The sequence below is a fragment of the Candidatus Marinarcus aquaticus genome, assembly GCF_004116335.1.
Lineage (GTDB): Bacteria > Campylobacterota > Campylobacteria > Campylobacterales > Arcobacteraceae > Marinarcus > Marinarcus aquaticus.
Map to the genome: position 1 here is coordinate 116,695 of NZ_PDKN01000003.1, position 23,520 is coordinate 140,214.

Genomic DNA, 23,520 nt, shown 5'->3' on the forward strand with positions numbered 1-23,520 from the left:
TTATCCTTTGAACATTGTTTGTGCAAATACTTTGTTTGCTGTACCATCAAATGGTCGAATGTTCAATTCATCAAGTACAAGTTCCACGGCATTCACTGCCCATGAAGCCTCATAATCTTCCACCAATCCCATGTGGTTGATTCTAAAAATCTTCCCTTTTAAGTGGTCTTGACCACCCGCGATGTTCACGTTGTACTTTGTTTTTAAAAGCTTTCGAATGTCGTTTGACGCTTCTGTGTACACAGTGGTCATTGCATCTGCTGGTACTGTTGGATAGATATCCATACCAATTGCTTTTAAAGCCTCTCTGGTTGCTTGCGCTCTTTGTGCTGTTTTTGCATAAAGGGCATCAAACCCACCATTCTCTTTGATGTGTTTTAAAATTGCTTTAAGACCAATAATCAACGTTGTTGTTGCTGTATAGGCCGTAGTATTTTCTCGTTGTTTTTTAATCTCACTTGCAAGGTTCAAGTAATACCCTGCAGGTTTTTTATTGATCTTTTCAACCGCAGCGTTGCTTAAACCAATCATTGCTAAACCGGGAGGAAGCATCAATGCTTTTTGACTTCCAGTAATGACTGCATCTAAGTTTGTGGTGTCAATTTTCTCAACCCCAATAGCAGTAATCCCATCTGCAATGATTGAGATGCTTGGGTTGATTTTCTTAACCTCAGCTGCAATTTGCTCAACTGGGTGTCGTAATCCTCCAGCACTTTCGCAAAGCTGAATAAAAATCGCATCAATATCACTGTCATTTTTAACGGCTTCAACAACAGCTTCAACACTCACTGGTGTATTCCACTCGTTTTTAATTTCCGTAAAATCAATGTTAAATGCTTGGGCAATTTTTCCAAATCGCTCACCAAATTTTCCAGAGTTTATCGTCAGTGCTTTTTTATGACAAAGGTTCGTAACACATGCTTCCATTGCCCCTGTTCCACTTGAAGCCAACATGACTGCTTCTGGCATATCAAAAATCTCTAAAAGTAACTCTCTAGTTTGTGCAAAAATATCTTCAAATTCAGGAGTTCTGTGGTGTATAGTTATATCCGCCATAGCTGTTCGTACAAATTCTGGTACAGGCGTTGGTCCTGGAGTTAATAACATATATTTTTTCCTTATTCTATTTTAGTAAAACGGGATATTTTATCTAAATGTAGATTATGAAAAGGTTAAGTAAAAATTGAAAAGAAAATTTAGAAAAAAGAAGAAAGAGAACAGAGGCCAAGACGCCTCTGTTTTTAGATGTATTCTACACCTTTTGTACCTGTTGCAATTTCACCAATCACATACCCATCTGTGTTGGCTAAAACTGCATCTACATTTGAAGGATTGACGACTAAAATCATCCCTACTCCCATGTTAAATGTTCGATACATCTCTTCAAGTTCAACGTGTTGTCCCATGAACTCAAAAATTGGTAATACTCGGATGGCATCTCGCTTAATCACTGCTTTTAAATCATCCGGTAAAACTCGTGGTAAATTCTCAGTAATACCTCCACCAGTGATGTGTGCTAAAGCGTTGATGTTCTCTTTGTTGGCTTTGAACTCTTTTACATAGATTCGTGTTGGTTCCAGTAACACATCTTTTAAAGGTTTACCTTGGAAATCATCTTCTAAAGACATTCCCAATTTCTCTAAAAGAAGTTTTCGTACCAAACTGAATCCATTTGAGTGAATTCCTGAACTTGGTAAGGCAATGAGTTGATCACCAGCAGCAATTCTTTCAATTCTGTTCAGCTCTGATTTTTCTGCAATTCCTACACAAAAACCTGCTAAGTCAAAATCACCCTCTTTGTACATTCCTGGCATCTCTGCAGTTTCTCCCCCAACAAGTGCGCACTCACTTTGAATACAACCTTGGGCAATTCCTTTTACCACATCGGTTGCTTCATCCACTTCCAATTTCGCTGTTGCATAGTAGTCTAAGAAGAACAGTGGCTCTCCAAAGTTACATAACAAGTCGTTGGTACACATTGCCACTAAGTCAATCCCAACGGTGTCATATTTTTTTGAATCAATGGCCAATTTAAGCTTTGTTCCTACTCCGTCTGTTCCTGATAAAATAACAGGTTCTTTGTACCCTTTTGGCAGTTCAAATGCACCTGCAAATGAACCAATTCCACCAAGTACGCCTGGTATCATCGTTGATTTTACGTGAGGTTTAATGTTCTCTACAAACTGATTTCCTGCATCAATATCTACGCCCGCGTCTTTATAGCTTACTGTTGCCATCTCTTACCTTTTATTGTGTTGCAAATATTCATACGCAGATTAAATTTACTTATAAATTTTTATCCTACTTGAATATTTTTATCTACTTTAAAATTTTTTCGGTATTATAACGAAAAATTTATAAAATATAAGGACGCTTAAGATGTCAAGCATTGAAAATAAAAATTTCGATTTTAATGAAATGATGGTACATGTTCCACTGTGTACGCATGCTGACCCACAAAACGTGTTGATTGTAGGGAACGTAGATGAAGAGTTCAAAAAAGAGATTTCAAAACACACCGTTCAACCAGAGTTTGGGGATGCGTCAATCATTACTTCAAAAGATGAAAAAAATATTGATGTCATTATCATCGCTTCAGATGAAATGGATGCCACACTATTAGCAAATATTCAAAGAATTTTAAAAGACGATGGTCTGATTGCATTTAAAACAACCAGTTTTCACAAAGACGAAGCAAAATTAAAAGCAGACATTCAACTTGTAGCTGAGCACTTCTGGATTGCAATGCCATACAGATTTGGTCACGATACAGCGGTACTTGCTTCAAAAAAATATCACCCAACAGCAGATATTATTTTACAAAAATCTGATTTGTTAACAGACGTGAACTACTACTCAACTGAAGTACACCACGCTTCATTTGTCTTCCCTGCATTTATCCACAGAAAACTTACGGGAATTGCAAAAAGATAATTTATATCTTAACTGTAGTATAATTGCGTATGAATAACGAAACATTTAAACACGCAATTGCACTCACAGGAGGAATTGCTACGGGAAAAAGCACCGTATGCAGCCTCCTGAAACTGCACGGTTTTTTAACCATCGATGCCGATAAAATTGCCCATAAATTGCTGGATCAACACAGTTCTACCATTGCTTCAATGTTTGGAGAGCAGTATGTTGAAAATGGAAAAGTATTACGAAAAGAGTTAGGAAAAATCATCTTCTCCAATGAAGAAGAGAAACTCAAGCTGGAAGCCTTTATTCACCCTTTGATTAAAGAAGAGATTGAAAAAGAGGCGGTTGTTTTTGAAAAAGCGGGGAAACCTTACTTTGTAGATATTCCTCTGTTTTTTGAAAAGATGCATTACCCTATTCCTAAAAGTGTGGTGGTTTATACCCCTAAAGATTTACAAGTAAAGCGACTGATGAAACGAGATAACATCTCACAAGAGGAAGCTTTACTTAAAATCAGTAACCAAATGGACATCGAAAAGAAAAAAGAGTTGGCCGATTTGGTCATTGACAATTCAAGCTCATTGGTGCATCTGCAAGATGAAGTTGAACGAATAAAAGGAGAGTTGGTATGACCTATACCAAATACAGTGCCAGTGGAAATGACTTTGTGATTTTCCATACATTTAAAAACCAAGATTATTCACAAGAGGCTATCCGTCTTTGTAACCGTACTGAAGGTATTGGAGCAGATGGATTGATTGTACTTGTTCCCAATACAACATATGATTTTGAATGGCTCTTTTACAACAGCGATGGAAGCACCGCTTCAATGTGTGGAAATGGTACACGAGCGTGTGCGCACTATGCAGTTACGAATGGATTGGCCAGTGAAAACCTGACTTTTTTAACAGGGGCTGGAGCCATCTCATGCCAAATCAATGGAAATATTGTTGAGACACAAATGACAAAACCAAAAGTGATTAAAGAGCCTTTTGAAGAAGAAGGCTTAACGTGGTATCTTATTGATACGGGCGTTCCACACTTGGTCACCCTCGTAGAAGATTTAAATGTATACGACAAAATGCTTTCACGAAGAATGAGAGAGAAACACAATGCCAACGTGAACTACGCCAAAGTAGAAAACGGAAAAGTCTATGTACGAACCTATGAGCGTGGCGTAGAAGACGAGACGCTGGCATGCGGTACAGGAATGGTGGCATGCTTTTTAAGAGCTTTACAATTAAACTTGGTTGAATCTGTCGCCAAAGTCTATCCAAAAAGCCAAGAAGAGTTGACACTCACAAAAGATGGAGAGACCCTTTTATTTAAAGGGGCGGTTAAGAATCTGTTCACAACAACACTATAAAATTACAACAAAGGGAAACAATGGAATTTAGCGCACCGTTAAAATCTGATTCAATTAAAATCATGCTTCTAGGAAGCGGAGAGTTAGGAAAAGAAGTGATCATCGAAGCTCAACGTTTGGGTATAGAAACCATCGCCGTAGACAGCTACAACAATGCACCAGCTCAATTGGTTGCCAACAGAGCCTACACAATTAATATGAAAAACAAAAATGAGATTTTAGATGTGATTCGAAGAGAGAAACCAGATTACATCCTGCCTGAAGTAGAAGCGATTAATATTGAAGCACTTTTTGAAGCTGAAAACGAAGGCTTTCATGTCATTCCAAATGCGGATGCCGTGAACAAAACAATGAACCGAAAAAACATTCGACAGTTTGCAGCTGAAGAGTTAAAGGTAAAAACGGGACGATATGAGTTTGTTTCTACGTTTGAAGGCTTAGAAAAAGCAGCAGCAAACATGGGATTCCCTTGTGTGATTAAACCTGTGATGAGCTCTTCTGGTCATGGTCAAAGTGTGGCTAAAAAAGCGGAAGATTTACCTTTTTCTTGGGAGATGGCAAAAGAGGCACGTGGCGATGCAAGCGAGTTAATCGTTGAAGAGTTCATCAAGTTTGATTATGAAATCACGATGTTAACTGTAAGAAACGAAAAACAAACCGTATTTTGTGAACCCATTGGTCACATCCAACAAGATGGTGACTATATCTTCTCATGGCAACCAATGAATATGAGTGAAAGTGCAAAGAAAAAAGCACAAGATATTGCAAAGACTGTTACTGATGGTTTAGGTGGTCGAGGTATTTTTGGTGTTGAAATGTTTGTTCAAGGGGATGAAGTATTCTTCAGTGAAGTAAGTCCACGACCACACGACACTGGAATGGTTACCATGATGACACAATCTCAAAGTGAGTTTGCACTGCATGTTCGAGCCGTACTTGGATTGCCTTTAGACTTCTTTGATTATGGTGCGGGAGCAAGTGCTGCATATAAAGCAAAAGAGGACACCTTTAATCCAGTGGTATGTGTAGAAGATGCTGCTTTTACAAAAGAGTCGTATGTGCGAGTATTTGGAAAACCACAAAGTCATGTGGGACGAAGAATGGCTGTGGCTTTAACGTTTGATAAACAAAGCAGTGAGGCTGCTTTAGAGAAAGCAAAAGCCATTATTAAAAATATCAGTGATAAATAAATACTAAAGATAGATTAACTTTATTTGTCATATAATGTGTGACATTTAATGAATACGAGGAGTTTTTGATGAAAAAAGTTTTACTGACTGCATCTGCAGCAATGGTAGCAGCTTCGATTTTATTTACAGGTTGTTCTTCTAAAACAGAAACCATCCAAGAAGATATGACCTATGTTGACCCAGAATTTCAAGGTGCACCCAAATGGGTGATGGTACCTCAAGTCAGTGGGTTCATTGCAGAAGTAGGAAGTGCACCAAATAATGCTGCTAATGATAAAAGCTTCCAAAGAGCAGAAGCGATGGCAGATGCACGAGATAACTTGGCTCGTCAAATCTCTACAAAAGTAGGAAACATGTTCAAATCGTTTAAGGCATCAACGGGTTCAGGTGCAGATGCTACTTTTGATAAAGCAACTGAGAGTGTCTCTAAACAAGTAGCCTCTGAGACACTTAAAGGTACGGTTGTAAAAGATACATGGATCAGCAGAACAGGAAACTTATATGTTCTAATGGCGATTGATACAACTGCTGTGATTGATTCAGCTGAGAATAAAATCAAAACCTCGTTTAAAAACGACAATGCTTTATATCAAAAATTTCTTGCCGAAAAAGCGCAAGGTGAACTTGCAACTGAGTTAGAAAAACTCAATCAATAAATTAAAGCAGTCTTTGGACTGCTTTTCTCATAGGTGTCCACTATGAAAAAATCGTACTTCCTTTTACTTCTGCCTCTGATATTTTTACAATCCAATGATTTTCAACAATTTATACAACAACAAAAAAGCTCGTTTGAACGTTATAAACAGACGCAAACAACTGATTTTGAAACTTATAAAAAAGCCTATGAAGAGGGTTTAAAAGAGTATAAAAACGATATCTTACAACAATGGCCCCAAGCAGAGCTCTCCACCGCACACAAATGGGTACAGTATGATAAAAATTATGCAACTAAAAAGAGCGTTGATTTTCAAAATAAGACCATCAAACTTGAAGTCATTGCCAACAATGAACAAGAGGCTCGTGAAAAACTTGTTGAGAGTTTCAATGATTTATTAAAAGATGATGTACAACGTGCTTATAGCAATGACCAATTGGAACAAAAAGTTCAAGCAAAACTGCCAAAAACTGTTTTGACTCCTACAATAAAAACCAAACAAAAAATCGTGGCAGATGTCATTGAGAAAAAAGAGCAAGAAGCGTATGTGGAAGTAATCAAAAAAGAGCCTTTAGTTAAAAAAATCTATAAAGAGAACACCATCTATACTGCTAATTTAAAACTTCCAAGTACCGCTTTACTTAAAAAAGCACGCCTTTATACCCATGATGTAAAAGAGTATGCACAAAAAAACAGCGTCAACGAAGAGCTGATTTTTGCGGTTATTCACTCTGAGAGCTCCTTTAATCCCATGGCGCGTTCTCATATACCTGCGTATGGTTTAATGCAAATTGTGCCTAAAAGTGCAGGTCTGGATGTCTATAACTTTTTATATAAAGAGAAAAAGATACTCAGCTCTACGTATTTATATGATCCCAGCAATAACATTAAAATAGGTTCCACCTATTTGCACATGCTCTATTTTAACTATCTTCGACACATCAAAGATGAGACCAGCAGGCTTTACTGCTCTATTGCAGCATATAACACGGGTGCAGGAAATGTGGCACGCAGTTTTATTGGTACGATCAATATCAAAGAAGCAAGTAAGAAAATCAATCAAATGAGTGCTCAAGAGGTGTATAAACACCTTATGAGAAACCTGCCTTATAATGAGACACGTAAATATCTGCAAAGAGTCAATGAGCGACGATATGTCTACTTAAAACTGCTCAATGAAGAGCAACTGTAAGGAGTTGACATCTATTTAATTGATGAAAAAGCACTGCACGATAAAGCCATACTTCATGAGTTTATCTACCCAAATAAGTATGAGAATTACTACGTTGCTTATGACTGTTCTGCTTCTTTTTATGTAGAATTGGCACGTGCAGGTTTTGTTTGTACGGCTGCAGTTGACTCACAGAACAAAGAGGTGCTGCTCCCTGAAATGCAGTTTGAGTATGCTTTGCTTGATTTTAAGGAGTTACACGTCTCAAAAAAGGTGCAAAGTTTACTTGATAAACACACCTTTACTCTTGTCAAAAATGAGCGTTTTGAAGAGGTCATACAGCAAATAAATGGTTACCACAAAGACTCATGGCTTCTGCCTCAATACACACAAATATTAAAAACCCTTTTTAAAACACCTTCACGCGACTTTGAACTGTGTTCTTTTGAACTGATTGAGAAAAAAAGCAATCAACTCATTGCCGGGGAGTTGGGCTATTGTATCGGAAAAACGTATACCAGTTTGACCGGTTTTTTTAAAAAAGAAGCCCAATACAACAACTGTGGGAAATTGCAATTGGTGATGCTTGCACACTATTTAGAACAACACGATTTTGATTTATGGAATTTAGGACATGCCTGTATGTCATATAAGATCGATTTAGGGGCAAAAGTGTATCAAAGAGAGGCTTTTTTAAAACGTTGGTTTAAGGCAATTATTTAAACATAAAGGCACAATAAAAGAGTTATTGGAAATGAAACAAATAGGAGTGGTTACTCCCATTTGCTTTTTATAGGTTGAAATGCTTGAAGACCATCAATTAATATTTTGGGATTCTCACTGACAATAATCATATCCACAAAACGTTTTTTCATAAAACCGTTATCCACGCATGCATATAAAAACTCCATGAGTTTATCGTAATAGCCATTGATATTATAAAAAGCACACGGTTTGTTGTGTTTTCCCAGTTGTAGTTCACTTAACACTTCAAAAATCTCATCAAAAGTACCGTATCCTCCTGGCAAAGCGATAAAAGCATCTGCAAGTTCTTCCATCTTATTTTTTCGTTCACTCATGCTTTGTACACGATGGGTATGTGTGATGGCTCTGTTTTCAATCTCTTTTTCAATCAAACTGTAAGGTATCACCCCAGTTACACTCACACCTAAACGTAGGGCTTCATTTGAAATAATGCCCATAAGACCTTGTGATGAACCGCCATAAACGATGCTCATTGAACGTTGAGCAATCTCGTTGGCCAGTTGTTTTGTGGCATTTGAAAAATTTTCATGATCTCCTAAAGATGAACCACAATAAATAGCAATATTCATTTAAACCTCCTGTAGTGATGTGAGCAATATAGCATATTTCAACTTGTTTTGAGATGTATTAAATCAAGAGTTTTATCATCTGTATTGAAACATGCTATAATAAAATAAGATATTTAAAAAGAGGCTTTATAATGGATTGCGCAAATGAAAAAGAAGAGATAGAACAGCTTAAAAAAGCGTTAGAAGAGCAGAAACGAAAAAATGAAAAACTGCTTCAAGAGTGTACGAAAGTAGATGCGATGAATGAACTCTTTAATAAATACACCATCACTTCAGAAACCAACCTTGATGGTATCATTACTTATGCCAGTGAACCATTTATTGAGATTTCTGGTTACACAAGAGAAGAACTCATAGGACAACCTCATAATATTGTTCGTCATGAAGACATGCCCAAAGAGACCTTTAAAGAGCTTTGGGAAACCATCAAAAACAAACAAATTTGGCGGGGAGAAGTAAAAAACCGCAAAAAAAATGGCGGACACTATTGGGTGGACAGTATTGTTTTTCCACTTTTGGATGCAAATGGTAATATTGAAGGATATAAATCCATTCGTATTGACATCACCCATAAAAAAGAGTTACATGATATTTTAGGTGGTTTAATGAGTGTAGAAGGAAATCTTTTTTAAATAAAAAAAGCTCGACATAAAAGCTATAAACTAACCTTTATATCGAGCTTCTTAATGGTACGCCTGGAAGGATTCGAACCCTCAACCCCCGGGGCCGAAACCCAGTGCTCTATCCAGTTGAGCCACAGACGCATTTTTTAAGTAGGTGAAATATTACTGAATAAATTCTAAAAATTTCCTAAAATTTTTACATTAGCGTGTAAAAATTTTGTTTTTTAGGCAAAAATTTGATCGCATACGACCAATACAAAAAAGACAATGCCCAAATAACCATTAATCGTAAAGAAGGCTCGATCTATTTTTGAGAAGTCTTTATTCACAATATAGTGTTCCACACTTAACATCACAGCACTCACCACCACGGCAATATATACAAAAAAACCACTCTCTGACACAAAAGCAAACAGTAACCAAAAAAGTACGGTCAGGGCATGAAAGATTTGTGAAATGCGCATGGTTCTTTCAACACCAAAGGTTGAAGGAATAGAGTGCAATCCCAATTTTTTATCCACTTCAATGTCTTGTAAAGAGTACAACAAGTCAAATCCTGCCACCCAAAACATTACCCCAATACTCAATAACACTGACCAAAATGTTATTGTTTCACTCACAGCAACCACTCCAGCAATGGGAGCCAATCCTAAAGAGAGTCCTAAAATAAGGTGTGCTAAATATGAAAAACGTTTAAAATATGAATAGCTTCCAATAACAATTAAAATAGGTACCGCTAAATACAGTGCCAAATCATTGACAAAATAAGCAACTAAAATAAATCCCAACGCATTGGCAAACGTAAACAGAAACATCTGTACCGGCGAAATACGCCCATCCACATTGGGACGATTTATCGTTCGAGGATTCAAAGCATCAATATCTCGGTCTAAAAATCGGTTAAACCCCATGGCAAAGTTACGAGCAGTGAGTGCTGCGAGCACACCTAAGATTAAGAGTTTAAAACCAAACCAGCCATTGGCTGCCACAATCATTGCAATAAAAATAAATGGCAGTGAAAATATTGAATGTTTGAACATCACGAGTTCATTAAAATCATTGAGTAGTTGCTTAAATTTTTCCATGCGCCATTGTATCAAAATGTTTATAGATATTTTCTTTTATATGTTCCACATTGTTTTTTGGCTAAAATACCCTTATGAAAGAAATCGCAATCATTGGCCCTACGGCATCTGGCAAAACATCTTTAGCAATTGATATTGCTTTAAAAACCAACTCTGTTATTTTATCACTGGACTCATTGTCTGTTTATAAAGAGATTGATATTGCTTCAGCAAAACCCACCAAACAAGAGCGAGCAGGTATCGTTCACTTTGGGATTGATGAAGTTTTTCCCAATCAAACCTTTGATGTGTTGGAGTTTATTGCTTGTTATAAAAAAGCCAAGATGTATGCCAAAGAGTATGACCATAACTTAGTCATTGTGGGAGGAACGGGGTTTTATTTAAAAACACTGATTGATGGTATATCATTGGGTATCAGTACGCATGAACCCATGGATATTTCGATTCAAGAGGCGTATGAACTGCTTGTGAAGCTTGACCCTGTTTATATGCAAAAGATTAAATCTAATGATAAATACCGAATTGAAAAGACCTATAATATTTATCGGCAAACCAAACTCTCACCCACAGAGTATTTTCTAAAAAACCCTAAAAAACCGTTTGCACCCAACTTGCCTATCTTTGAAATCATGTGGGAACCTGAAGAGTTACGACAACGAATAGCGCTTCGAACCAAACAGATGTTAAATGAGGGTTTGATTGATGAAGTCATTTTCCTAGAACAAAAATATACACGAGAACCTAACTGCATGAGTTCTATTGGTATCATTGAAACCTTGCAATACCTTGATGGAAAACTCTCAAAAGCACAACTTGAAGAGAAGATTGCGACCAACACAGCCCAACTTGCAAAACGGCAACGCACCTTTAATCGCTCACAATTTAACAACCTGCAAACCAAGAATGTTTTAGAAAGCTTAAATTCAGACATACTTAAGTTTTTTTCGATATAATCCGTATTCCAAAAAATCGTAACCTAAAAGATTTTTAATAAAGGGCAACACAGAGACTTGACCTTTTGTTAGAAACGAATAAAAGAAGGAAAAAACGTGAGAAAAGATATTCACCCAGATTACAAAGAGTGTACTGTATCTTGTGCTTGTGGTAATGAGTTCGTAACAAAGTCAAACGTTGAAACAATGAGAATTGACATTTGTTCTGCTTGCCACCCTTTCTTTACTGGAGAGCAAAAAATCGTTGATGCTGCTGGTCGAGTAGAGAAATTTAAAGCTAAGTATAACATGAACAAATAAGCAGATTTGTGCTTACTTTAGTTCCCACTCCCATAGGCAACCTTGATGATATCTCATCAAGAGCACTGAAAGCCCTGGAGAGTGCGGAACTTTTTTTATGCGAAGATACTCGCGTTACTAAAAAACTTCTACAACTATTCAGTGAAAAATATAATTTAACTTTTCCTTGCAATCAATTTGAATCATTTCATCATCATAATGAAAAGAAACAACTGGCTACTTTTGATGTAACCACTTTTAAAGAAAAAAATATTGTCTACGTAAGCGATGCTGGGATGCCTTGCATCAGTGATCCAGGTGCCACTTTGGTACAATGGTGTATTCAAAATGGTATACCCTATGATGTCATTCCTGGTGCGAATGCTGTGTTAACTGCGTTTGCCATGAGCGGCTTTGATGCTACGACATTTACCTTTTTTGGATTTTTGCCTCACAAAGGCAAAGAGCGGCAATCGCACTTTTTAGAAGTGATGCAAAGTCAAATTACCCCTATTTTATATGAATCCCCTCATCGACTTCTGAAACTCTTAGAAGAGTTAGCTGCCTATGATGAAAATAGAACCATCTTTTTAGCCAAAGAGCTCACTAAAAAATATCAAACCGTTTATAAACAAACTGCCGGTGAACTTTTCAAGCAGTTTAAAAGTGAAAACATCAAAGGAGAATGGGTTGTCATCATAAAACCTGTAACTGTTTCAAAAGGTGAAATACTCACGGTTTCAGACATTGAAGAGCTTTCACTTCCACCCAAACAAAAAGCCAAACTGCTTGCTAAGATGACAGGACGTGCAGTCAAAGAGATTTATCAAGAACTTTTAGATAGAATCCAGTCATGATAATATATGGTAAACAAGTAGTTCTATACATACTACAAAAACATCCCGAACTCATTGAAGAGGTTCTTTTTTCAAAAGAGATTGATAAAAAAGTATTTGCTAAGTTTTTAAAACTTGGGAAAAAAATCATCAAGCTTGATAACAAAAAGGCTCAATCATTGGCACATGGTGGTAATCACCAAGGCTTTTTCTTACGACTCAAAGAGTTTGAGTATCAAACCATGGATGAACTGAAACAGAAAAACTTTATTGTGGTGTTAGATGGATTAACCGATGTAGGAAATATCGGAGCCATTACACGATCAGCATACTCACTGGGTATTGATGGAGTGATAGCTTCAGGAGTTAAAACACTCAATAACTCTGGAATCATTCGTACCAGTGCGGGAGCCATGTTGGACATGCCATTTGCTCTGTATCCCAACTCTTTAGATTTGGCCAATGAGCTTAAACAGAGTGGTTATGCGCTTATTGGTGCAACCATGGATGGTACAGATTTAAAGAAATATGGAAAAATCACCCAAGAAGATAAAGTTGCTCTGTTTTTAGGAAGCGAAGGTGAAGGCTTAAGCGGTAAGATACGAAAAAAACTTGACTTAAAGGTTTCAATCAAAATGCACAACGACTTCGACTCACTCAATGTCTCTGTCGCTGCGGCTATTTTAATGTACAATCTGAAAGGATAACAATGTTTAAATTGATTTTCACTGCCCTTTTTTTAAGCTTGACACTTCAAGCAAGTGTACTGTTTGATAAAATTGAAAACCTTATCGGTGAGCAAAACTACAAAGAACATAAAAACCTCATACAATTTCTTTTTTCGCAAAATCCAAGCAAATACACCTTAAGCGGTGAAAAGCTGAACTATTTAAACATCATCAAAGAGTTAAAACAAAATGGGCTCTTAAACCTGCAATTAGCAGAACCTAAAGAGATTTTAGTGGAGTTTTATACCTCTACAGACCCTGTGAAGTCGCTCAAAATTCTAAATGAAACACTCAAGTCATTAGGATACTACTACTATTTTACAAAACATTCATCGTATGATGGCGATGGCAGCTTAAAGTGGGTCATTAAATTAAAAACAGAATTTATGATTGACCCTCAACTCTTTATTTCAGAGCTTTTAAAAAAAGAGTCACGCATAATTGAAATAAAAAGAGAAGAAAATGATACATGGATATACAAAATTGATACAAATTTTGCTAATATTTCAGAATCAATTTTTATAGACTCAAATGAGATAGTAAAATTACAAAAACCTTTACGTCCTTATTTTATCTCAATCAAGGGTGGTAAAGTCATCAAAGTGATGAGTACAGCACTGAATTACTGGTACCCACATATTGTTTTTTATGATGAGCATTTGAACATCTTAAATATTGTCAAAGAGGATAAGATCTTCAAACGTATCTCTTTACGCATTCCAGATCAAACCAAATATATCAAAATAAACGACTTATACACGTTAGTAAACATCAAACGTGGACTAAGCGTAATCATTAAGGAGTAAAACGTGTTTCCAGAAATTGAATTTGAACGTATGAAACGACTTCCAAACTATGTGTTTGCAGAAGTCAATAATATCAAAATGGAAGCAAGACGCGCCGGGGAAGATATCATTGACTTTTCTATGGGAAATCCAGATGGTCCGGCACCTCAACACATTATTGACAAATTAAAAGAGACAGCAGACAAACCAAAAAACCACGGGTACAGTGCAAGTGCAGGTATTTATAAACTCAGAGTGGCGATTTGTAACTGGTACAAAAGAAAATATGGAGTGGACTATTTAGACCCAGATAAGCACGCTGTGGCTACTATGGGAAGTAAAGAGGGGTATGTTCACTTAGTACAAGCGATTGTAAATGTAGGTGATGTTGCCGTTGTTCCAGACCCAACGTACCCTATTCACTCATATGCATTTATGCTAAGTGGTGCAGCCATTCACAACTTTGAATTGCCCTTTGGACGAGATTTTAGAGTGGATGAAAAGCTTTTCTTTGAACGATTGAATAAAACACTCAAAGAATCCATTCCAAAAGTGAAGTATGTACTGGTTAACTTTCCACACAATCCATCGTGTGCAACGGTTCGACCAGAGTTTTACCAACGATTGGTTGATTTAGCCAAAAAAGAGCGATTCTATATTATCTCGGACATTGCTTATGCAGACATCACTTTTGATGGCTACAAAACCCCATCTATTTTTCAAGCAGAGGGTGCATTGGATGTGGCAGTTGAGTCATTTACGTTAAGTAAATCATACAACATGGCAGGATGGCGTGTTGGATTTATCGTAGGAAATGAGAAACTTGTAGGTGCATTAAAACGAATCAAATCTTGGCTTGATTATGGGATGTTCACACCCATTCAAGTGGCTGCAACCATCGCACTGGATGGTCCACAAGAGTGTGTAGAACAACACATCGCAAAATACAACTACCGAAGAGATATCATGGTTGAAGCATTTAAAGATGCAGGTTGGGAAATGGATGTACCCAATGCCTCTATGTTTATTTGGGCAAAAATCCCTGAAAAAGCGCAACATCTTGGTAGTATGGAGTTTTCAAAACAACTTCTAAGAGAAGCAAAAGTTGCTGTAAGTCCGGGAATTGGATTTGGTACATACGGTGAAGGCTATGTTCGAATCGCATTGATTGAGAATGAAAAAAGAATCCGGCAAGCAGCAAAAAATATTAAAAAATATTTAAAAACTTTATAGGATAAGTGATGTTAAAAATAGCAATTTTAGGTGTAGGGACAGTCGGTTCGAGCGTAATCAATATTTTACAAGAGAATAAAGAGATTATCACTGCTCGAGCTGGATGTGAAATTGTACCTGCAATTGGTGTTGTCAATAACTTAAATAAAAAACGAAACGTCAATATCGAATTAACAGACGATATTGACGCAGTTTTAAACGATGATTCCATTGATTTAATCGTGGAACTCATGGGTGGCATTGAAAAACCGTATGAAGTTGTAAAAAAAGCGTTAGCCAAACAAATTCCCGTGGTTACTGCAAACAAAGCACTTTTAGCGTATCACCGATATGAGCTTCAAGACTTAGCGGGGGATACACCGTTTGAGTATGAGGCTTCAGTTGCAGGAGGTATCCCAATTGTCAATGCGTTAAGAGAAGGTTTAAGTGCCAATCACATTGAGTCCATTAAAGGGATCATGAACGGTACGTGCAACTATATGTTGACAAAAATGATCAATGAAGATGTAAACTACGATGAGATTTTAAAAGAGGCACAAGAGTTGGGATACGCTGAAGCGGATCCCACTTTTGATGTGGGTGGATTTGATGCAGCACATAAACTGCTTATTTTAGCCTCTATTGCCTATGGCATTGATGCCAAACCTGAAGACATTTTAATTGAAGGGATTCAAAATATCTCTTCGTATGACATTGAGTTTGCCAAAGAGTTTAACTATACGATTAAACTGTTAACCATTGCCAAAAAAGTGGGTTCTGAAATTCAACTTCGAGTACATCCCGTATTTATTTCAAACAATGAAATGATTGCAAAAGTTGATGGCGTGATGAATGGTGTTTCTGTAATTGGTGATAAAGTGGGTGAAACGATGTATTATGGACCAGGCGCAGGTGGCGATGCAACAGCAAGTGCTGTAATTGCAAATATCATTGATATTGCACGTAAAGGGAAAGGTTCACCCATGCTTGGATTTGAAAGGTCACTTAAACAAAACCTTACATTAGCAAGCTCTGATTCGATTGAAACCAACTACTACTTACGACTGACCGTAGAGGATAAACCGGGTGTTTTAGCGCAAATTGCATCGGTATTAAGTGATAAAAATATCTCCATTGAAAAGATGCTTCAAAAACCCGATAAAAATGACAATGCCATTTTACTTCTTTCAACACATGTATGTAAGGAAAAAGACATCAAAGAGGCACTTGAAGAGCTTGAAACCCTCTCTTACGTCAGTTCTAAACCAGCGATGATCAGAATAGAAGCTTAATCGCTTCTATTTTGTAATAAGTTCCTCTATATTTTAATTGCAAACTCATTGCAATCGCAGTACAATACCTAAAAAGAGATCACTTGAAAAAAAGAAACAAACATCTCACCACAGAAAATATTCCCACTTTGATAAAACAACTTGCCATTCCTTCTATTACAGGGATTTTTTTTAATACCATGTATAACGTAGTTGACACGTGGTATGCAGGTCTTATTTCAACAGAAGCCATTGCGGCTCTCTCTATTTGTTTTATGCTTTTTTTTCTTATTGTTGGTTTTGGATATGGTTTCAGTTCAGCCATTACCTCTTTGGTTGGAAATGCCAACGGTTCAAACAAACACTTCTTAGCCAAAGTCTATGGACAAAAAGGGATTTTATTTATCATGCTTATAGGTGCCATTTTGATGCTCTTTGGTTTCACCTTTGAAAAAAATCTCTTTATGCTCTTAGGGGCAAAAGAGGCCTATTTAGAGCTTGCCTTAGCCTATATGGATGTGATTCTAATGGGTACCATCTTTTTTATGGCCAATTTTGCACTCAATGCCATTTTAATTGCCAATGGCGATACTAAAAGCTATCGAAATACCTTGATTTTTGGTTTCTTTGCCAATTTAGCACTCAATCCTCTTTTTATTTACGGTTTTTTATTTATTCCCTCTATGGGCGTTGCTGGGATTGCTTTAGCAACCGTACTCATACAAATCATGAATATGTGTTATTTAATCTATAAAGTCCGTCAACTGGAGGTGTTAGATTTTTTAAATATTCGATACTATCTGCCTCATTTACATATTTATAAAACGTTCATCATTCAAGGCGTACCCAACAGTCTTAATATGCTCACCATGGCCATTGGTTCCATCTTAATGACCTACTTTGTCTCTCATTATGGAATAGAAGCAGTTGCCGCTTTTGGAATTGGTTATCGTGTGGAGCAAATCATGCTTATGCCAAGTTTGGGTTTAAGCACAGCAGCGTTAACACTCGTTGCAAATAACTACGGGGCAAAGCAGTATGAACGTGTGAGAGAGATTTTAGTCACCACGCTTAAATATGGGTTCACTGTCTCTGCTTTTGGCATTTTGTTTTTATATCTGACTGCCACTTTTATTATTGGTATTTTTACCAATGATGCCAAAGTCATTGAGATAGCCACTGGTTACATCTATATTGAAGTTTGGGTCTTTTTTGCTTATGTAACGCTCTTTATTTGTGTCTCAACCCTGCAAGGCATTAAAAAACCTAAGATGATTCTTTTCATTGCTCTGTATCGACAAATCATTGCCAAATTTATTGTGGCCTTTTTAATCGTTAAATACTTCAACTTAGAGATTGTTGCGTTGTGGATTGGCGTGGCACTGATGATATATTCTGCGGCTGTTTTTGCGTACTATTATACTCGTTCTCTGCTCATTAAATTATAATATTGATACTCTTTATTAAAAAAGAGGGCTTTTTGTGTTAAAATACCTTTTAAATTAACATAAGGTTTTTATGATGAAAAGAGTCAACTATCTTGATTTATTAACCCAAATAAAAGAGATTAATAACCCTTTTTCACGTCATATATTTATAGGCAGTATCAAACCAGAGTATGGTCAAGGTGAATCCATTTGGTATGATATGGGCAACGGTATTGCCGTCTCTATTCGGGACTTCTTTGTCTATGAAAAAACCATTCTCACTGAAACAAGCAATGTTCCAGGTGCTGTGATAATCTTTAATTTAGAAGGTGCGATTCCTTATGTATTTAAAGATCAACACGAATTTATCATGAAATCCAACCATTTTCTATTGGGTCTTGGATCTGATGATTTTCAACTTGAAGCGACTTTTCTGCCTAAAATACGTTATAGAACGCTTACTATTGGTATGAAAGAGGAACTTTTTTTACAATTAGGACACGGCATAAATAACGTCCATGAACACATGCAAAAAGCAAAGAAATTCAGTTACCGCCTTTTACAAGATGGTTTTATCAACCAACAACAAAAAGAGATACTTGCCAGTTTTAAAGACCAAAAAAGTTTTCATGACCTACTTAAAAATATCTTTTTAGAATCCAAAACGATGGATTTAACACACTGCTCATTAAATCGGGCTGCTTTTCTTATGAATCACTCAAACGAACAGACAAAATATGATAAAAATCGTCTTCACTCACTGGAGCGTGCCAAAGAGCTTATTCTTAATGAGTATGCAAAAAATCTCTCTATTAAAGAGATTGCCTATAAATCAGCGATAAATGAGTGTTATTTAAAAAAAGATTTTAAAGCCTATTATGGCATGACCATTTTAGAAATGCTTCAAAGACGTCGTTTAGAAGTAGCTAAGAAGTTATTACAACAAAATCAAAGCGTTCAAGAGGTGGCTTCCAATGTAGGATACAAACATGCAGGACACTTCAGTAAACTTTTCACACAATATGTAGGCCACTCTCCTAGCCACTTTAAAAAAGAGTACAATGCTTTGTAATTTCCTCTTTTTGCATATTATTTTCCCTATTATGATAATAGAATATTGATAATCACAATCATAAATGATACTATTGCCACAAAAATTTAGGGAGAATTTTATGAATATGCCAACGTATAAATTATCTGTACCTTTGTGTATGCTTCTATTATCAACAACGATTGCTTTTTCTGCCGAATCAAAAACCACAAAAAGTGACTCAAAACAACTTGACACAGTGACGGTTATTGGAAACAGCCATTCAAGTTATCTCAATACCAAAGAGATCAATCTCAATCGAACAATGATTGATATTGATGAGAGTGCCAAATCAATTCAAATATTTAATGAAGATTTCATTGAAGATGCTCAACCACAAAACATTGAAGACATCATTAAAATGTCTTCAAATACCTCCTACCAAGGGGATAACCATGGACGAACCAATCAAATCAGTATGCGTGGGTTTTCAAGTATACCCATTTTGTTTGATGGGATGAGAGTCACCAATAAGATGGCTCATCCAGAACTTTTTAATCTCTCTTCTGTAGAGATTTTAAAAGGTCCAGATTCACTGCAGTATGGGGAATCAAGTCCTGGTGGTTTGGTTAATTTAGTCAATAAAAAAGCAACCAAAATAGCCTTAGGTAAAATAGAGCTTGATGTAAATGACAATCCATCCTATGCCACCAAGTTAGATGTGGGTGGCAGCTTAAATGAGGCTCAATCTCTCTACTTCAGACTCAACTCTGTTTTAGAGTATGATGAAGGTTTTACGAACAGTAACACGGACACCACTCGTGTATTTGTTGCACCATCATTGGCATATGATTTTAATGAGAACCATACACTCACTTTGGTTGCAGAGTATACCGATGAGACAACCCCCTCTTCTTTTGGTACTTATGTGAATAAAAAAGGGCACTTAGTCGCTCCAGTTGACCATATGATTTCACACCCTGATGAGGAGTTTGAGAAGACTCAAAAAATAGTAGGTTTTGACTTTGAAAGTCATTTTACATCGTGGAATTCCAATTTGCGATACCGTTACATTGATTATGAAGGTCATAATGGAGATGTACACATGCCACAACGATACAATGAAATTACTGATACGGTAACTCGTGCTTATGCGTATCAAAAGCAAGAGTTTCAAGAGCATGCTCTTCAATACACACTCAATAAAGAGTTTGATATCTTTGATTTTAGAAACCGCATCAGTGTGGGTGGAGATTTTAACAAAGCTTACACTAAAACGACCATGTTTTACGATCCAATGAATCCATATAATATCAACCTTTCCCACCCTAATTATGAGAATTTAACGTCACTTTCAGACCATCCCAATGCCACGGATATGACAGGGGATAAAACCTACACCAAATCATGGGGAACGTTTTTTCAAGACAGCATCAACTTCACGGATGATTTCCTAATGAATGTGGGTGTGAGATACAGTGAATCCAAACCCAAAGATGGACAAAAATCAGACGACTGGACACCATCACTGGGATTTATCTATAAAGTGACACCTCAAACCTCTTTATATGCTAACTATTCTGAATCATTCACACCTAATACTGTAAGTGACAGCAGTGGCAATGTGCTTGATCCTGAAACAGGTGAAGGATTTGAACTGGGAGTGAAACAAAAACTTTTTGATGACCGCTTCATGTTAACAGCTGCGGTATTTAAAATTGAGAAGAACAATATTGCTCTTTCAGATGACTCAACCCCACTTACAACAGACTATGTTGCCAGTGGAAAACAAAAAAGTAAAGGGTTTGAAATTGATATGAGTGGTGAGATTACACCAAACTGGTCTATCGTAGCATCATATGGTTATACCCATACAGAGAATGTCGACGTGGACAATTTAGATTTAAGAAATATACCCAAACACACAGCAAACCTTTTTACAACCTATTATCTCTCATCATTTAACTTACCTCATCTCTACATCGGTGGTGGTGTACGCTATTTAGGCGCACGTTATGCGGATGATAACAATGACATTAAATTTGATTCTGAAATCATCTACAATGCCACAATGGGGTATAAAAAAGGAAACTGGCGTGCAAGTATCAGTATGCAAAATTTAACCGACAAAGAGTATGTGGAGGGTGCTTTGGCAAGTAATGCTGCAGGGACAAGAGTCTATGTGGGAACTCCTCGAACTATTTTAGCATCCATCAGTTACTCTTTTTAAAAGTTTTTGATATGCTGAATAAAGTTTACACATATTTACGTACGCCAGAGACCAGTGGACGCACTATTGGTCTCTTTCGTGTACTTTTTTCTATTATTGGAGGACTATTGATTGCCTATTTAGGCATGACGCTATTAGCCTTTGTTCTTCCTTTACGCATTGAAGAAGCGGCAATTATTTCAATTATGTTTAATACCTTTGCTTGGGCAGTTGCTACTACGTGGATTGCTCTTTCATTTACAAAGATGCAAACACTGCTTCGCTTTTTAGTCCCTTTGATGGTGTTTGCTGTTTTACTTTACGTGTTTGTTTAAAGGGTTTATAGATGTCAACTGTTAAATCACAACTCTTTAAGCAACGTCTGTTTCGTATTCATATTGCAGCAGGAATCACCTTCTCTTTGGTAATGTATTTGGCAATATTTTTTGGTGTGTTTGCGATATTATTGCCTTATATTCAAACATGGGAAAAACCCTCTCGACACATTACTTCGGTTCCTATTACCAATATTGATTATAATACAATGATTGAAGAAGTTCTTAATGAACCGGATTTTCCTAAAGATGGTTTGATGATAAATCTACCAGGAAGATTAGGTGACCCAGCGGTTGTTGTCACTCATCGATTTGCAAAACCCATTGCCTTTAATCCAAATACCAATGAACGTTTGAATAATGAAGATAAAAGAGTCTCTCATTTGGCTGCATTTTTAAATGAACTGCACTATGGTGCACCTCTTTCATTGATTGGTCGACTCTCTTTTGGTTTTGTTGCCGTAGGTACGATGGTTTTAATCATCACGGGTCTTATTTTGATTATGCTGTTTAAATTTAAAAATCAAGGCAAAAATCAACAAGCCATTTTTTCAAAAATTCATGTTAAAGTCTTTACTTGGCTCTTTTTACCTTTTTTTCTCATCACACTCAGTGGTGCAGTGATGAATGTGGGCTTAATCAGTTCAGGGCCTATGTCTAAAATTCTGACCAAAGGTAAAGCCCAAGCCATTGATGGCGTTGTAGGAAAAGTACTATTTCAACAAAGCGATCCCATTGCTAAAAAGAATGAAGCAGCACAAATGAAGCCCTTAAGCACATTAATACAAAAAGCACAAGAGGTGAATCCTGATTTAATCTTCAAACAGATTAAACTGAGCAATTGGAATGATACAACTGCACAAGTTGAAATTATTGGTTATAACCCTTATAAACCCTTTTTAAATGGTGGGATTTTTAATCAACCCCGTGTTGTTTTAAATGCCCACACCGCAGAAGTAATCAACAATCAAACCGTCATGGATAAAGTATGGCCTGTGTTTGTTGCAGAGGGACTTTTTTTCTTACACTTTTTATTTGGAATTGATATTTTCTCTCGTATTATCATTGCTCTTATGATGGCATTGTGTGGGATTGCTTTGGGATTTGGTGTGATGTTATGGCTTGAGAAAAAAGCCAAAAAGTATGCTGATAAAATCACGTTTTATCACTGGATGGGGAAACTGTCACTTGCAACCATGTTGGGTGTTATTCCAGCAACAGCAATACTTTTTGTTCTTCAATGGACGCTTCCTTTTGATCTACAAGATCGTGTTGTATGGCAACAAGGAATCTTTTATAATGTTTGGCTCTTTACTCTGTTTTGGTCTTTTTACCGACTCAACTCCTATCAAGCAGCCAAAGAGTTCTTTTTAAGTGGGGGAATTTTGTTTATTATTGCCGCACTATGCCACATCTATTTTTCAGGATTCAATCCCATGGAACTATTAACAAATAACATGGGGCACATTTTTGCCGTAGATTTCACTCTTTGTCTAACCGGCATTATATTGATTTGGCTGGCTTTAAAACTGCCAACCAATCGAAAAGAGGCCAAAGTTTTTTGGCCCTTACAAGCTAAAAAGGAGAAAAAATGAAAAAATTGTTTTATTTGTTTTGTACATTCATAATGAGTTTGACTCTTTATGCGCACACATTGGTACTTAATCTTGATGACAATGAAGATGGAACGCTGTTCATACAAGGGATGTTTAATACGGGAGAGAGTGCCGAAGGTGCATTGGTCATCGTTGAATCACTTGACAATCAAGAAGTCTTGTTTAAAAAACGTCTTCCAAGCAGCAGTGAGCTTATTGTTCCTATGCCTAAAGTTGCCTATCATGTCGTTTTAGATGGCGGACCTGGTCACACGGTCATCAAAGAGGGAATTGAACCTATTGGAGGATTTAAAGTCGAAGAAAAAAAAGAGACAAAAAAACAAAAAGCACCCAATCGTGCAAATATGCAAATATCAAACAGTCCTGCAGTAACAATTTCAATTGTCATTGCCTTTACTCTTCTTATTGCAACCATCGTTATCAGCATTTTTAATACCAATCGTTTAATGCGTGAATTAAAAAAAGGGTACTGACCCTTTTTCGTGTATTTATT

The 23,520-nt window shown here is 36.8% G+C and carries 25 protein-coding genes and 1 tRNA gene; 21 read left to right on the forward strand and 5 right to left on the reverse strand.

What is annotated here, in order from left to right; all coding sequences use genetic code 11:
• Both CRV04_RS05455 and purM read right to left on the reverse strand, forming a co-directional pair.
• On the reverse strand, window positions 1-1,107 hold the full coding sequence (locus CRV04_RS05455) for a pyridoxal-phosphate-dependent aminotransferase family protein (RefSeq protein WP_128995816.1): 1,107 nt from the start codon (window positions 1,105-1,107) through the stop codon (window positions 1-3).
• 134 nt (window positions 1,108-1,241) lie between these two features.
• Window positions 1,242-2,237 (reverse strand): phosphoribosylformylglycinamidine cyclo-ligase, encoded by a 996-nt coding sequence (purM, locus tag CRV04_RS05460; RefSeq protein ID WP_128995817.1) that lies wholly within the window; start codon window positions 2,235-2,237, stop codon window positions 1,242-1,244.
• A gap of 142 nt (window positions 2,238-2,379) precedes the next feature.
• Here purM and CRV04_RS05465 point away from each other — a divergent pair, with 142 nt between their 5' ends.
• From CRV04_RS05465 to CRV04_RS05495, 7 genes are all read left to right on the forward strand, one after another.
• A complete protein-coding gene (locus tag CRV04_RS05465; RefSeq protein WP_128995818.1) occupies window positions 2,380-2,934 on the forward strand; it encodes a spermine/spermidine synthase domain-containing protein in 555 nt (184 codons plus the stop codon).
• 29 nt (window positions 2,935-2,963) lie between these two features.
• On the forward strand, window positions 2,964-3,554 hold the full coding sequence (gene coaE / locus CRV04_RS05470) for a dephospho-CoA kinase (RefSeq protein ID WP_128995819.1): 591 nt from the start codon (window positions 2,964-2,966) through the stop codon (window positions 3,552-3,554).
• Window positions 3,551-4,288 carry a diaminopimelate epimerase gene (gene dapF / locus CRV04_RS05475; protein WP_128995820.1) on the forward strand — a complete coding sequence of 246 codons (738 nt, stop codon included), beginning with the start codon at window positions 3,551-3,553 and terminating at the stop codon, window positions 4,286-4,288. The genes coaE and dapF overlap by 4 nt, the downstream gene beginning before the upstream one ends.
• A 20-nt stretch (window positions 4,289-4,308) precedes the next feature.
• Window positions 4,309-5,478: a formate-dependent phosphoribosylglycinamide formyltransferase gene (gene purT / locus CRV04_RS05480; RefSeq protein ID WP_128995821.1), complete on the forward strand. Its 1,170-nt coding sequence runs from the start codon at window positions 4,309-4,311 to the stop codon at window positions 5,476-5,478.
• A gap of 68 nt (window positions 5,479-5,546) precedes the next feature.
• Window positions 5,547-6,134, forward strand: a complete 588-nt coding sequence (locus CRV04_RS05485) for an LPP20 family lipoprotein (protein WP_128995822.1) — start codon at window positions 5,547-5,549, stop codon at window positions 6,132-6,134.
• 42 nt (window positions 6,135-6,176) lie between these two features.
• Window positions 6,177-7,325: a transglycosylase SLT domain-containing protein gene (locus CRV04_RS05490; RefSeq protein ID WP_128995823.1), complete on the forward strand. Its 1,149-nt coding sequence runs from the start codon at window positions 6,177-6,179 to the stop codon at window positions 7,323-7,325.
• A 129-nt stretch (window positions 7,326-7,454) separates the two neighbouring features.
• Window positions 7,455-8,027 carry a leucyl/phenylalanyl-tRNA--protein transferase family protein gene (locus CRV04_RS05495; RefSeq protein ID WP_228126484.1) on the forward strand — a complete coding sequence of 191 codons (573 nt, stop codon included), beginning with the start codon at window positions 7,455-7,457 and terminating at the stop codon, window positions 8,025-8,027.
• A 50-nt stretch (window positions 8,028-8,077) separates the two neighbouring features.
• Here the strand turns inward: CRV04_RS05495 and CRV04_RS05500 are convergent, their stop codons facing one another.
• On the reverse strand, window positions 8,078-8,638 hold the full coding sequence (locus tag CRV04_RS05500) for an LOG family protein (RefSeq protein WP_128995824.1): 561 nt from the start codon (window positions 8,636-8,638) through the stop codon (window positions 8,078-8,080).
• Between the two features lie 131 nt (window positions 8,639-8,769).
• On the opposite strand from CRV04_RS05500, the gene CRV04_RS05505 reads away from it, so the two are divergent.
• On the forward strand, window positions 8,770-9,270 hold the full coding sequence (locus tag CRV04_RS05505; protein ID WP_128995825.1) for a PAS domain-containing protein: 501 nt from the start codon (window positions 8,770-8,772) through the stop codon (window positions 9,268-9,270).
• Between the two features lie 55 nt (window positions 9,271-9,325).
• Here CRV04_RS05505 and CRV04_RS05510 read toward each other — a convergent pair.
• Window positions 9,326-9,402, reverse strand: a tRNA-Arg gene (locus CRV04_RS05510).
• A gap of 83 nt (window positions 9,403-9,485) precedes the next feature.
• Window positions 9,486-10,346 carry a menaquinone biosynthesis prenyltransferase MqnP gene (gene mqnP, locus CRV04_RS05515; RefSeq protein ID WP_128995826.1) on the reverse strand — a complete coding sequence of 287 codons (861 nt, stop codon included), beginning with the start codon at window positions 10,344-10,346 and terminating at the stop codon, window positions 9,486-9,488.
• A 74-nt stretch (window positions 10,347-10,420) separates the two neighbouring features.
• On the opposite strand from mqnP, the gene miaA reads away from it, so the two are divergent.
• The 13 genes from miaA (at window position 10,421) to CRV04_RS05580 (ending at window position 23,500) form a co-directional block, all read left to right on the forward strand.
• Window positions 10,421-11,299, forward strand: coding sequence for a tRNA (adenosine(37)-N6)-dimethylallyltransferase MiaA (gene miaA / locus CRV04_RS05520; RefSeq protein WP_128995827.1), 879 nt, complete (start codon window positions 10,421-10,423; stop codon window positions 11,297-11,299).
• Window positions 11,300-11,395: 96 nt separating this feature from the next.
• Window positions 11,396-11,599: a 50S ribosomal protein L31 gene (rpmE, locus tag CRV04_RS05525; protein WP_128995828.1), complete on the forward strand. Its 204-nt coding sequence runs from the start codon at window positions 11,396-11,398 to the stop codon at window positions 11,597-11,599.
• 8 nt (window positions 11,600-11,607) lie between these two features.
• Window positions 11,608-12,435: a 16S rRNA (cytidine(1402)-2'-O)-methyltransferase gene (gene rsmI / locus CRV04_RS05530; protein ID WP_128995829.1), complete on the forward strand. Its 828-nt coding sequence runs from the start codon at window positions 11,608-11,610 to the stop codon at window positions 12,433-12,435.
• Entirely contained in the window at window positions 12,432-13,121 is a 690-nt protein-coding gene (gene rlmB, locus CRV04_RS05535; RefSeq protein ID WP_128995830.1) for a 23S rRNA (guanosine(2251)-2'-O)-methyltransferase RlmB, read from the forward strand. Before rsmI ends, rlmB begins: the two co-directional genes overlap by 4 nt.
• Before the next feature lie 2 nt (window positions 13,122-13,123).
• Window positions 13,124-13,948, forward strand: coding sequence for a hypothetical protein (locus CRV04_RS05540; RefSeq protein WP_128995831.1), 825 nt, complete (start codon window positions 13,124-13,126; stop codon window positions 13,946-13,948).
• Window positions 13,949-13,951: 3 nt separating this feature from the next.
• A complete protein-coding gene (locus tag CRV04_RS05545; protein ID WP_128995832.1) occupies window positions 13,952-15,160 on the forward strand; it encodes an LL-diaminopimelate aminotransferase in 1,209 nt (402 codons plus the stop codon).
• Window positions 15,161-15,168: 8 nt separating this feature from the next.
• Complete coding sequence (locus tag CRV04_RS05550; RefSeq protein ID WP_128995833.1) at window positions 15,169-16,431, forward strand: homoserine dehydrogenase; 1,263 nt, start codon at window positions 15,169-15,171, stop codon at window positions 16,429-16,431.
• Between the two features lie 83 nt (window positions 16,432-16,514).
• Window positions 16,515-17,858, forward strand: a complete 1,344-nt coding sequence (locus tag CRV04_RS05555; protein WP_228126485.1) for an MATE family efflux transporter — start codon at window positions 16,515-16,517, stop codon at window positions 17,856-17,858.
• A gap of 73 nt (window positions 17,859-17,931) precedes the next feature.
• Window positions 17,932-18,909 (forward strand): helix-turn-helix transcriptional regulator, encoded by a 978-nt coding sequence (locus tag CRV04_RS05560; protein WP_228126486.1) that lies wholly within the window; start codon window positions 17,932-17,934, stop codon window positions 18,907-18,909.
• Between the two features lie 100 nt (window positions 18,910-19,009).
• A complete protein-coding gene (locus CRV04_RS05565) occupies window positions 19,010-21,097 on the forward strand; it encodes a TonB-dependent siderophore receptor (protein ID WP_128995835.1) in 2,088 nt (695 codons plus the stop codon).
• 11 nt (window positions 21,098-21,108) lie between these two features.
• Window positions 21,109-21,411, forward strand: a complete 303-nt coding sequence (locus tag CRV04_RS05570) for a hypothetical protein (RefSeq protein ID WP_128995836.1) — start codon at window positions 21,109-21,111, stop codon at window positions 21,409-21,411.
• Window positions 21,412-21,422: 11 nt separating this feature from the next.
• Window positions 21,423-23,006 carry a PepSY-associated TM helix domain-containing protein gene (locus CRV04_RS05575; RefSeq protein WP_128995837.1) on the forward strand — a complete coding sequence of 528 codons (1,584 nt, stop codon included), beginning with the start codon at window positions 21,423-21,425 and terminating at the stop codon, window positions 23,004-23,006.
• On the forward strand, window positions 23,003-23,500 hold the full coding sequence (locus CRV04_RS05580) for a hypothetical protein (protein ID WP_128995838.1): 498 nt from the start codon (window positions 23,003-23,005) through the stop codon (window positions 23,498-23,500). Before CRV04_RS05575 ends, CRV04_RS05580 begins: the two co-directional genes overlap by 4 nt.
• Window positions 23,501-23,520 lie beyond the last annotated feature (20 nt).